5 protein-coding genes are annotated in these 13151 nt (G+C 66.4%); all 5 read left to right on the plus strand.

Annotation, left to right across the window (positions count from 1 at the left end; all coding sequences use genetic code 11):
• Window positions 1–6 precede the first annotated feature (6 nt).
• The 5 genes from pks2 (at window position 7) to ACZYW1_RS00830 (ending at window position 13120) form a co-directional block, all read left to right on the plus strand.
• Window positions 7–6291 carry a sulfolipid-1 biosynthesis phthioceranic/hydroxyphthioceranic acid synthase gene (gene pks2, locus ACZYW1_RS00810; protein ID WP_463782462.1) on the plus strand — a complete coding sequence of 2095 codons (6285 nt, stop codon included), beginning with the start codon at window positions 7–9 and terminating at the stop codon, window positions 6289–6291.
• A gap of 53 nt (window positions 6292–6344) precedes the next feature.
• Window positions 6345–7784 (plus strand): condensation domain-containing protein, encoded by a 1440-nt coding sequence (locus ACZYW1_RS00815; RefSeq protein WP_463782464.1) that lies wholly within the window; start codon window positions 6345–6347, stop codon window positions 7782–7784.
• 70 nt (window positions 7785–7854) lie between these two features.
• Window positions 7855–11127 carry an MMPL/RND family transporter gene (locus ACZYW1_RS00820; RefSeq protein WP_463782465.1) on the plus strand — a complete coding sequence of 1091 codons (3273 nt, stop codon included), beginning with the start codon at window positions 7855–7857 and terminating at the stop codon, window positions 11125–11127.
• The gene (locus ACZYW1_RS00825; protein ID WP_463782467.1) at window positions 11124–12374 is read left to right on the plus strand and encodes a glycosyltransferase; all 1251 of its coding nucleotides are present in this window, start codon (window positions 11124–11126) and stop codon (window positions 12372–12374) included. The genes ACZYW1_RS00820 and ACZYW1_RS00825 overlap by 4 nt, the downstream gene beginning before the upstream one ends.
• A complete protein-coding gene (locus tag ACZYW1_RS00830) occupies window positions 12374–13120 on the plus strand; it encodes a GAP family protein (protein ID WP_463782469.1) in 747 nt (248 codons plus the stop codon). Before ACZYW1_RS00825 ends, ACZYW1_RS00830 begins: the two co-directional genes overlap by 1 nt.
• Window positions 13121–13151: the final 31 nt, after the last annotated feature.

Genomic DNA, 13151 nt, shown 5'->3' on the forward strand with positions numbered 1-13151 from the left:
GCACCGGTGCCTGAGCCTCGTGTCACTCCTATCGCGGTCATCGGCATGGCCTGCCGGCTACCCGGCGGCATCGACTCGCCCGAGTTGCTCTGGGAGTCGTTGCTGCGCGGCGATGACCTGATCACCGAAATCCCCTCGGAGCGTTGGGATGCCGACAGCCTCTACGATCCCGAGCGGGGCGTGCCAGGCCGTTCGGTGACCAAATGGGGCGGATTCCTCGACGACATCGCGGGCTTCGATTCGGAGTTTTTCGGCATCAACGACCGCGAAGCGATCGCCATCGACCCGCAACACCGGCTGCTTCTCGAAACCTCATGGGAAGCAATGCAACACGCCGGTGTGCAGCCAGCCGCACTGGCCGGCTCCGCGACCGGCGTCTTCGTCGGACTGGCCCATGACGACTACACCCTGGTCACCGGAGACGCCGGGGCGCTGGAGGAACCGTACGGCTACACCGGGACCGCTTTCAGCATGGCGTCCGGTCGCGTCAGCTACACGCTGGGCCTCAGCGGGCCGGCCGTCACGGTCGACACGGCCTGCTCGTCGGGTCTGGTGACGGTCCACATGGCATGCCGCAGCCTGCATCAGGGCGAAAGCGACCTGGCACTGGCCGGCGGCTGCATGTTGATGCTGGAGCCTCGGCTCAACGCCTCGATGTCGGCGATCGGCATGCTGTCCGCGACGGGTCGTTGCCAGTCATTCGACGTCAAAGCGAATGGCTTCGTTCGCTCTGAAGGCTGCGCGATGGTCCTGCTGAAACGACTGCCGGACGCGGTTCGCGACGGTGATCGAATTATCGCCGTGATCCGTGGCACCGCGACCAATCAGGACGGTCGTTCGGAGACGATCACGATGCCGTCGATGGATGCGCAAATCGCCGCCTATCGTTCGGCGCTGGACGCTGCCGGCGTGGCCGCGGCCAGCGTCGGCATGGTCGAGGCGCACGGCACCGGGACTCCCGTGGGCGACCCCATCGAATACCGCGGATTGGCAACGGTTTACGGCACTGACGGCCCCTGCGCGCTGACATCGGTGAAGAGCAATGTCGGGCATACCGAATCCGCCGCGGGAACGGTGGGCCTGATCAAGGCCGTCCTGGCCCTGCAGCACGGCGTCGTCCCGCGCATGCTGCACTTCACCGGCCTGCCCGAAGAGTTGGCCCACATCGACACGAATCTGTTCGTGCCGCAGGCCGTCACGCCGTGGCCCGGTGATGACGGCGGTCCGCGCCGCGCGGCCGTGTCGTCCTACGGGATGTCGGGCACCAACGCGCACGCCATCGTCGAACAGGCCCCGGAGGTTCAACCGGCGATCGCCGACCGCGACGGTGTCGCTACCGATTCAGCGATTCGGCGTCCGCTGCTGTTCCCGGTCTCGTCGTCCTCGGTCGAGGCACTGCGACGCACCTCCGCCCGGCTGGCCGACTGGGTGGAGCGCGGCGCATACGACGGCGCTGTCCACGATGTCGCGTATACGCTGGCCCGTCGCCGCGCCCACGGGCCGGTGCGCACCGCCGTGCTGGCGGCCGACCTGCCGGAACTGGCCGCCGCACTGCGGGAAGTCGCGGTCGATGATCTGCCGTATCCGGCGGCTGTCGGGGACGACGCGCGCGGCCCGGTCTGGGTGTTCTCCGGCCAGGGCTCGCAATGGGCCGGCATGGGTACCGAATTGTTGACCCGCGAACCGGTTTTCGCCGCGACCATCGGACAGCTGGAGCCAATTATCGCGGCCGAGTCCGACTTCTCGGTCACCGAGGCGATGACGTCCTCGGAAACGGTGACCGGCATCGACCGGGTCCAACCGACGATCTTCGCCATCCAGGTCGCACTGGCGGCCACGATGAAGTCCTACGGCGTGGTCCCGGGCGCGGTCATCGGACACTCGCTCGGTGAGGCCGCGGCTGCGGTCGTCGCCGGCGCGCTGTCACTCGAAGAGGGCGCGCGGGTCATCTGCCGGCGCTCCCGGCTGTGCCTCCGGCTGGCTGGAGGCGGTGCGATGGCGTCGGTGGAACTTCCGGCGCAGCAGATCATTTCGCAACTCACGGAACGCGCAGTCAACGATGTGGTGGTGGCGGTGGTGGCCTCCCCCACGTCTACGGTGATCGGCGGTGCCACCGAGCCCGTCCGCGAACTCGTCGCCGGTTGGGAGCGACGCGACATCATGGCGCGCGAGGTTGCCGTCGACGTCGCCTCGCACTCGCCACAGGTCGACCCGATCCTCGACGAGTTGGCCGACGTCCTGACCGACCTCGATCCCACATCGCCGACGATCCCCTACTACTCGGCCACCTCGATCGACCCGCGTGAGGAACCCTACTGCGACGCCGACTACTGGGTCGACAACCTGCGCCAGATGGTGCGATTCGGTGCTGCCGTGCAATCGGCGCTGGAAGACGGTCACCGGGTTTTCGCCGAATTGTCGCCCCATCCTCTACTCCTTCGCGCCGTCGAGCAGACCGCTCAGAGCCTGGAGACACCGGTCGCCGCCCTCGCGGCGATGCGCCGTCAGCAACCGCTGCAGCATGGCTTACGGGAGCTGCTGGCCGCCCTGCACGCCGCGGGAGCCGCGGTGGATTTCTCGACGCTCTATCCCACGGGGCGCCTGGTCGACGCCCCGCTGCCGGCCTGGACCCACCGCCGCCTGATCCTGACGCCCCGGGAAGCACCGACGCACGGCGGCAGCACCGTCGCCGCCCATCCGTTGCTGGGCCCGCACGTCAGGTTGCAGGAAGAGCCCGAGCGCCACGTGTGGCAAGCCGATGTCGGCACCACGGCGTCGCCCTGGTTGGCCGATCATCAAATCCACCATGTCGCAGCCCTTCCCGGTGCCGCGTACTGCGAGATGGCGTTGGCCGCCGCCCGCGCCGTCCACGGCGAGTCATCCGAAGTCCGCGACATCCGGTTCGAGCAGATGCTGTTGCTCGACGGCGATACCTCCGTCGGCGCCGTCGCATCGGTCGAAGCGCCGACGGTCGCCGGCTTCGCGATCGAGACCAATGATGAGGGCAGCAACGTGCGGTGGGCGTCGGCAGTACTGCGTGCCGCCGACGCCGACGACCGACCGCCCGCACATGACGTGGAAGCACTCCACGCAGCCCACCCGGTCCGGGTCGACGGTGCCGTCGTGCGCGAGTCGTTCGACCGGCGCGGCATCCAATTCGGGCCCGCTTTCACCGGTTTGGCCGCAGTACACACCGGCGGCGAGTCGGGCGGCTCGATCTTCGCCGAGATCGGCGCACCGAATCCGGTGCGGTCCGGTCAAGGCGCCTTCGGTGTGCATCCCGCACTGCTGGATGCCTGTTTTCAATCGGTGGCCGCCCACCCCGGCGCGCAGCACATCGGCAACGGCGGTCTGCTGTTGCCCCTGGGCGTCCGCCGGCTGCGCGTCTACGGTCCGATGCGCGACGCGCGCCACTGCTACGCACGGGTGACGGCGTCGGCTGCCGGTCTGGACGCCGACTTGGACGTGCTCGACGCGCACGGCGTGGTGCTGCTGACCGCGCACGGGTTGCAGATGGGCACCGGGGCATCGGAGGCCAGTAGCCGCGAGCGACTACTCGGTGAGAGCCTGCTGACCATCGACTGGCAACCGCTGACGCTGCCCACCGCAAGCGACGAGCCGCTCGGAAAATGGTTGCTGGTCAACACCTCCGACGAGTCGGATCTGCTGGCGGCGACGTTGACCGACACGCTCAAATCGCACGACAAGGACGTCACGTCCATGGGGTGGTCCGCGCACGACGATCACCACGTCCCCGCCAGACGGTTCGCGAACTATCTGCGGGACGGTGAATTCGCCGGCGTGGTCGTCGTGACGGCGCCCGGCGACGTCGAGGCGGACGAGCACATCCCGAGTGCGGGCCGCGAGCAGGTTCGTCACCTGGTTCGCATTGCGCGCGAAACGACCGAATTGCCCGGACAATCGCCGCGGCTGTTCGTGGTGACCCGGCAGGCACAACCCGTCGCTTCAACGGACACAGTCAATCTGGAGCAGGCAGGCCTGCGGGGCCTGTTGCGGGTGATCGGTGCGGAAAACCCCCATCTTCGTGTCACCCAGATCGACGTGGACGCGCAGACCGGTGTCGAGCAACTGGCGCACGAGTTGCTCAGCGGCTCCCCCGAAGACGAGACAGCGTGGCGCAGCGGACAGTGGTACGGGGCGCGCCTGCGGCCCGGTCCGCTTCGACCCGACGAACGGCGTGCAGCCCTTGTTGATCACGCGAACGCCGGTGTACGGCTGCGTGTTCGAACACCCGGCGACCTGGAGACGCTGGAACACGTTGCCTTCGAGCGGGTTTCTCCCGGTCACGGGCAGATCGAGGTGGCGATCACGGCGTCCAGCCTGAACTTCGCCGACGTGTTGATGGCCATGGGACGCTTTCCCACCATCGACGAACGTGAACCCGAACTGGGCGTCGATTTCGCCGGCGTGGTCACTGCGATCGGCCCGGGTGTCACCGAGCACCAGGTCGGCGACCGGGTCGGCGGCTTCTCCAGGAACGGCTGCTGGGCAACGTTCGTCACCTGCGATGCCCGGGTAGCGGTGACGTTGCCGGCCGGATTGACCGATCACCACGCGGTCGCGGTGTCGACCGGTCACGCCACCGCCTGGTACGGCCTGCACGACCAGGCGAGGATTGCGGCCGGCGACCGGGTCCTGATCCATTCGGCAACCGGCGGCGTGGGTCAGGCCGCGGTGGCGATCGCCCATGCCGCCGGCGCCGAGATCTTCGCAACCGCCGGCAGTCCCCAACGCCGGGAACTGCTGCACCGGATGGGCATCGAGCATGTCTACGACTCGCGCAGCACGGACTTCGCCGAGCTGATCCGCCGCGACACCGACGGCTACGGCGTCGACATCGTGCTCAACTCGCTGACCGGCGCGGCACAACGAGCCGGCTTAGAACTTCTCGCCGCCGGTGGACGTTTCGTCGAAATCGGTAAGCGGGACGTCTACGCGAACGCGCGGCTGGGCATGTATCCCTTCCGGCGCAACCTGGCTTTCCACTACGTCGACCTCGCGTTGATGTCCGAAACCCATCCGCAGCGGATCGGGCAGCTGCTCGATACCGTCTTCCGCCGGGTCGCTGACGGTGAGCTGCCGGCCGCCGAGTTCACCCGCTACGAGTTCGGCGAGGCGGCCACCGCGATCAGAGTGATGAGCGCGGCCGAGCACACCGGCAAACTCGTCCTGGACATCCCCCGCAGCGGAACCAGCGCCGCGGTGGTGCCGCATGACGCGGCCCGCGCCTTCCGCCGGGACGGCGCCTACCTGGTCACCGGCGGGCTGGGTGGGCTCGGGTTGTTCCTGGCCGAGAAGATGGCTGTCGCCGGCTGCGGCCGGATAGTTCTGGCCTCCCGCTCACAACCGGATTCGTTGGCGCAGCAGACAATCGAGCGGATTCGTGCGACCGGCGCCGACATCGTGGTGGAATGCGGTGACATCGCGGTCCGCGAGACCGCCGACCGCCTCGTCGAAGCGGCAACCGCCGGCGGGCTGGCACTGCGCGGTGTGCTGCACGCGGCGGCCGTGGTCGAGGACGCCACGCTGACCAACATCACCGACGAGCTCATCGACCGCGACTGGGCACCGAAGGTCTACGGCGCCTGGAATCTTCACCACGCGACCGCCGGTCAACCGCTGGACTGGTTTTGCTCGTTCTCCTCGGCGGCAGCGCTGCTCGGGTCGCGGGGACAGGGCGCCTATGCCGCCGCCAACAGCTGGCTGGACGTCTTCACGTACTGGCGACGTGCGCAGGGTCTACCGGCCTCGGCCATCGCGTGGGGAGCGTGGGACAAGATCGGCCGAGGTGCCGGCTTGGCCGAAGCCGGCGAGACGACCATGATCGCGCCGGAAGACGGTGCGTACGCTTTCGAGGCGTTGCTGCGCCACGACCGCGGATACACCGGCTACATATCGATCACCGGAACGCCCTGGCTGACCGCCCTGGCACAACGCAGCCGGTTCGCCGAAGCACTCCAGGCAGAGGACCAAAGCGCCACGGAGGCAGGAAGATTCCGCGGTGAGCTCGGCGGGCTGCCGGCCGAGGAGTGGCCTGAGCGGCTGCGTCGATTGGTCTCGGAGCAGGTCAGCCTGATCCTGCGACGCAGTGTCGATCCGAACAGATCGCTCGCGGACTACGGACTGGACTCCCTGGGCAATCTGGAACTGCGCACCCGCATCGAGACCGAGACGGGTGTTCGGATCAGTTCGTTCCACATCACCACCGTTCGCGGACTCGCGGGTCACCTGTGCAACGAGTTGGCAGACCTGGAGGCGGTGCCGGCGTGACCGCGCACTGACGAAGTTTTCGTATTCACACTCAACGAACTGAGGAGGCGAGAGTGCTCGAAGTAGGGAAAGTAACGGTGAAGAGCGTGTACGACTGGGTTCCAGAACCCGGTTCAGTCGTCTCGTGGGGGCCGACTGCGGCCACTCTTGCCAAAGCGCAAGAGGCGCCGATCAATCCGACACCGGCCAGCTACATGCAAGCCGAACACCTGCGCAGCTGGCTGGATTTCGCGGCGAAAGGCGTCGACATGTCGCGGCTGTGCATCGCCACCTGGGAGATTCCGGGCCAGTGCGACGTCCGGGCCATGACACACGTCATCAACGCGCACCTTCGCCGCCACGACACCTTCCACAGCTGGTTCGAGTACCTGGACGGCGGCAGCATCGTCCGGCGGGCCATCGACAATCCCGCGGCCATCAAATTCGCCCCCACCAAGCACGGCGAGCTGTCATCCGGTGAACTGCAGAGCCTGGCTATGGCAACGCCGGATCCGTTGCAGTGGGACAGCTTTCGATTCATGATCATCCAGCATCCCGATCACTTCACGTTCTGCATCTCGATCGACCACATCAACATCGACGCCACCTACCCCAGCGTGCTGCTGCCCGAGATCCAGATGCAGTACGCCGCGCTGGCCGGCGGTGGCGCACCGATCCCGTTACCCAAGGCGGGCAGCTACCTCGACTACTGCGACCGGCAGCACAAGTACCTCTCGTCCCTCACCGCGGATTCTCCGGAGGTGAAGGCGTGGATCGACTACTTCGAAAGCAACTCGGGAACCCTCCCGGATTGCCCGGTGTCGCTGGGCGACGGATCCGGAATCTGCGACATGATGAGCCTGACGCTGCTCGATCAGAAACAGACCGCCGCCTTCGAATCGGTCTGCGTCTCAGCGGGTGCCCGGTTCAGCGGAGGGGTGTTCGCCTGCGCCGCGCTGACCGAGCGCGAACTGACCGGTGCCGACACCTACTACGGATATGTGGTCACCGACATCCGCAGTACACCAGAGGATTTCATGACCTCGGGGTGGATCACCGGGTTCGTACCGATCACGGTGCCGGTCGACCCCTCGTCGTTCCACGAGACGGTGCGGGCTGCGCAAGCATCCTTCGACTCGGGGCGAGAGCTGGCCAAGGTTCCGTTCGCCCGGGTCCTGGATCTCGCGCCGTGGCTGCAGCGCCCAGATCGGCGGGTACCGCTGATGTTCCACATCGACCTCGGTATCCCGCCGTTCTCGGCTCTGGTCACCGAGAAGCTGCAGGGTCTGAATGCGCGAATCTTCCAAGACGGCGGCGCCCCGGCCCAATTCGACATCCGGGTGACCCGACTCGAAAACGAGACTCGCGCGGTCGTCCTGTTTCCCGACAATCCGGTCGCCCGCGAATCAGTCACGCAATTTCTCGCGGTGCTGAAATCGGTGTACGTGCGGGTGGCCGAGCGCCGCTACACAGCGACCCGGGTGCGTGAAGTCGCTCTCACCCAGTCGGCCTGAGCGGGTAGGAGCCTTCCATGCCCAGCTGTAATCCGTGGTTTCACAACTTCTCCCGGCGGTAACCAAGCCGATGTCATCGCGGACGGACGTGATCGAACCGCCCGCGATGACGGGCGTCTACCCGAGACTGGGCAGGTTCGTCACCGGCCATCCTCTGATCGTCATCGCGCTGTGGCTCGCCCTGGCGGCCGCGGTGTCACTGGGCCTGCCACCGCTGGCGGTGGTCATCGGGCAAAAACAGGCGGCCATCATGCCCGACGATGCCCCGATGATGGTGGCCGCTCGCGAGATGGTCTCGGCCTTCCACGACAAGGGAACCGACAACGTCGTGCTGGCCGTGCTGACCAACGACAAGGACCTCGGCCCCGCCGACGAGGACACCTACCGCACCCTGGTCGGGAAACTTCGCCAAGACACCGCCGACGTCGTCTCCCTCCAAGACTTCCTCGGCTCGCCAGAAGTTCGAGAAGTGCTGTCCAGCAAGGACAAAAAGGCCTGGTATCTGCCCATCGCGCTGGCCGGCCACGCGGGATCCGCCGAGGGTGCGGTGGCCTTCCAGAACGCGTCCACACTGATCAAGCAGACGGTGTCGGGTTCCACGCTCGTCGCCCACCTGGCCGGCCCGGCAGCCACCGCCGCGGACCTCACCGCGATCAGCGAACGCGATATGCACGTGATCGAGGCCGGCACCGGGATCATGGTGTTGCTGATTCTGCTGATCGTGTACCGAAACCCGCTCACGTTGGTCATGCCGTTGATCACCATCGGCATATCGTTGGTGACCGCGCAAGGGGTGCTGGCCGGCCTGGCCGAACTGGGCCTGGGCGTCTCGAGCCAGACCATGGTGTTCATGAGCGGCATCGTGTACGGCGCCGGAACCGACTACGCCGTCTTCCTCATCAGCCGCTACCACGATTACGTCCGGCTCGGCGCTGAGTCGGATCAAGCGATCCGCAACGCCCTGGCGTCGATCGGGAAGGTCATCGCCGCCTCTGCGGCAACGGTGGCCGTCACCTTCGTGGCCATGGTTTTCACCAAGTTGCCGGTCTTCTCCACCGTTGGCCCGGCTTTGGCGATCGCGGTCACCGTGGCGTTCCTGGCCGCGGTGACCGTGCTGCCGGCCATCATGACACTCGCTGGGCGACGCGGCTGGATCAAACCGCGCCGCGAATTGACCACCCGGTTCTGGCGCAGCTCCGGCGTACGCATCGTGCGTCGTCCCAAGATCCATCTGGTCGCCAGCCTGCTGATCCTGATCACCCTGGCGGCCTGCTCTGCCTATGCGCGTTACAACTACGACGACCGCAAGACGCTGCCGAGCTCGGTGGAGAGCGCCGCGGGTTACGACGTGATGGCGCAACATTTTCCGCTGGACACGATCATCCCGCAGTACCTGTTCGTCCAGTCGCCACGTGACATGCGTGACCCCAAGGTCCTGGCCGACTTGGAGCAGATGGCCCAGCGCGTGAGTCAGCTGCCCAGCGTCTCGATGGTGCGCGGTATCACCAGGCCCACCGGGGAGTCGCTCGAACAGGCCAGGCTGGCCTGGCAGGCCGGCGAAGTGGGCAACAAGCTCGGTGATGCGTCGCAGCAGATCAACGGTCACACCAACGAGCTGGACACGATGACCGACGGCGCCAACCAGTTGGCGAATGCGTTGGGCGACTTGCGTAACCAGGTCGATCAGGCCCTGCCCAACATCACCGGTCTCGTTGACTCGCTGACGTTCCTACAGCGAAGTTTCGGCGGACTGAAGGTGCTCAACCAGCTCGACGACGCCGCCAAGCTGATCACCGACATGCGCTCGCTGGGCAAGTCTCTTGATCTGAATCTGATCGATGTCAACAACATCGCCGGTCTGGCCAGACCGATCCTGAACGCCCTCGACACCACCCCGGTGTGCTCGCTGGATCCGAGCTGTGTGACCGCTCGCGACGAGCTGCAGCGCATTGCCGAGGCACACGAGAGCGGGTCGCTCGACAGAATCGCCGAGCTGTCGAAGAAGCTGCAGTCCACTCAGGGCACCGAGAGTCTGGATTCGGCGACAGCCAAACTGAAAGAACTGGTTGCCAATCTGACCAACGCCACGCAGATGCTCGGTGGCGGTGGCCTGTCGGCGAAGCTGGCGACCCTGCAGAACGGCGCCAACCAGCTCGCCGACGGCAGTCGGAAACTGGCCGACGCGGTGGAACTGCTTGTCGGCCAGACCAAGCAGATGGGAGCCGGTCTCAACGACGCGTCGGGGTTCTTGATGGCGATGAAGAACGGCGCCAACGCCCCTCCGATGGCAGGCTTCTTCATTCCGCCGCAGGTGCTGACGCGCGACGACTTCAAGAAGGCGGCCGGCATTTTCGTCTCCCCCGACGGGCACGCGGCGCGCTACCTGGTGCAGACCAAGCTGAACCCGTTCAGCATCGCCGCCATGGATCAGGTGAATTCGATCATCAACACCGCGCGGCAGGCTCAGCCCAACACGACATTGGCCGACGCCAAGGTGTCGATGGCCGGAATCTCGGTGGGACTGCGCGATACCCGCGACTACTACAACAAGGACTTCAACTTCATCATCGTGACGACCGTTGTGATCGTCTTTCTGATCCTGGTCGGGCTGCTGCGAGCAATCGTCGCGCCGCTGTACCTGATCTGTTCGGTGATCATCTCGTATCTGTCGGCACTTGGCATCGGCACCTTGGTGTTTCAGTTCGGACTGGGCCAGGAACTGCACTGGACCGTGCCGGGTCTCACCTTCATCATCTTGGTGGCGGTCGGCGCCGACTACAACCTGCTGCTGATCTCACGGATACGCGACGAGTCGCCACACGGCATCCGCGTCGGTGTGATCCGCACAGTCGGATCCACCGGTGGTGTCATCACCGCGGCGGGTCTGATCTTCGCTGCGTCCATGTTCGGGTTGCTGTTCGCGAGCATCACGATGATGGTGCAAGCCGGATTCGTCCTGGGCACCGGGATACTGCTGGATACGTTCTTGGTCCGCACTGTGACGGTGCCGGCCATCGCCACCCTGGTGGGCCGGGGCAACTGGTGGCCGTCGAACCCGGAACGGCACTCGTCGCGCACCGCGACCAGGCATCGCTACCGCGAGAGAATCCGGAAGAGCCTGACACGCATCCTATTCGGGCCGCCGCGCCTCCGCCACGATGCGGTCGCACCGGACACGCCTGAGCTGACAGCCGATGAGGTTCGACCGGCACCGACCGAACCCGACGAGCTCGCCGTTGCCGGACCAGCGGCACTCGATCGCGACGATTGGCAGTCGAACGGACGCGAGTCGACCCTGGTCGACGTCGGGCGTGCGCCGATCGGAAGGAGGCCGCGGCGATGAAGTTCGCACTGGCGGTACACGGAAGTCGTGGCGATGTCGAGCCGTTCGCGGCGGTCGGCCGGGAGTTGCAACACCGCGGTCACGACGTGCGAATGGCAGTCCCGCCCAACATGTGTGGGTTCGTTGAAGCGGCCGGCCTCGACGTGGTGGCGTACGGACCGAGTTCGGAGTCGGTCAACGAAGAAGAGTTCATCCGCAATGTCTGGAGCCCGTCGACTCCGGTCAAAGTCGTCCGGGCTAGCCGGTATTACCTGGGCGAAGTCTGGGCGGAGATGGGCAGGACACTGGCGTCCGTGTCGGAGGGCGCCGACCTGCTGATGACGAGCATGGTGCAGCAAGGGCTCGCCGTGAACGTCGCGGACTATCACCGGATTCCGTTGGCGGGGTTGCACTGCTTTCCGGTCCGGGTCAACAGTCAGATCCTGCCGACAGTGCCGTCGCTGGTGACCCGCACCGGCATCGCGACGCTGTGGTGGACCCACTGGCTCGTCACGAGAAGGGCGGACAACCGTCAACGCCGGGAGTTGGGTCTACCTGGCACGACCGGGCTCTCGACCCGGCGCATCGTCGAGCGCGGATCACTCGAGATCCAGGCCTACGACGAGCTGTTCTTTCCCGGGCTGGCAGCCGAATGGTCGCGATGGAATCGCCTGCGGCCCTTCGTCGGCGCGCTGACGATGACGGCGCCGACGGACGTGGACGACGAGATTTCGTCGTGGTGCACCGCCGGGAGACCACCGATCTATTTCGGCTTCGGCAGCATGCCGGTTCGGTCGTTCGACGCCACCGTGCAGATGATCAGTGCAGCGTGTGCCGAGGTGGGCGAGCGAGCGCTGATCTATCTCGGCGCCAACCACATCGACGGCGACTGGAACTCCGACCTCGTCAGGATCGCCGGCCCGATGAACCACGCGGCGATTTTTCCGCTGTGCCGCGCGGTCGTCCACCATGGCGGCGCCGGGACCACGGCTACCGGCCTGCGCGCCGGTATGCCGACGTTGATCCTGTGGGTGACCGCCGACCAGCCGATCTGGGCAGCGCAGGTCAGGCGGCTCGAAGTCGGCTCTTCCCGGCGGTTCTCAGCCACCACCCGGCAATCACTGGGCGCCGATCTGCGGACAGTTCTCGCCGGCGAATGCGCGGCCAGGGCGCGTCTGATCGCGCGACGGATGACCAGAACCGACACCAGTGTCTGCGCGGCGGCCGACCTGTTGGAGTCTGCCGCCCACGTGAGACGAGTCGCGTGATGTGGAGCGCAGTCTTGTTGTTCGGCATCATCGCCGCCCAGGATCCAGTGCGGATCGGGATCATGGCGCTGCTGATTTCACGGCCGCGACCATTGGCCAACCTGCTGGCCTACTGGTTCGGTCTGATGGTCACCGGTTTCGGCGCCGCGCTGGCGTCGCTGTTCCTGCTGCACGACTTCCTGGGTCCCGTTGTACGACTGACACATTCGATAGCTCAACACCCCGCGTTACCGCCGATTCAGATTGCCGTCGGCCTGCTCGCCGTCGGCGCCGCCGCGATGCTCGCCAGGCCGCGTTCGGTGCGTCAGGCCGCCTACGCGCTGACGCCCGTCACCGATCTGACCGCACCGGCGGTTGACCCGGGAAAGGGGCCGACCATGTTCTCCCGCGTCCCCCTCCCCCGGCTGTCCTGGACAGCTGCGCTGGAAGGACAGTCCCTCAGAATGCCGTTCGTCGCAGGTCTGTGCACCTCGACGCAGCTGCTCGAGTTCTGGGGAGCGATGCTGGTGATCATGGCTTCCGGGGCGGCCGCGGGAACTCAGGTCGCCGCCGCTCTGGTCTTCACGTTGGTCGCCTACACCTTGACCGAGCTACCACTGGTCGCCTACCTCGTGGCGCCGGGAAAAACGCAGGCGGTTGTGATGGGCATGCACGGCTGGCTGGCCGCGCGCCGCAGGCCGATCTTCGCGGTGCTGCTCGGCGCACTCGGTGCCATGATGCTGGCGAAAGGCGTTGGTGGCCTGTGATTCCCGACAGCGGAACGGCAGAATGCGGAGG

Source organism: Mycobacterium sp. IDUB_36 (genome assembly GCF_055419225.1).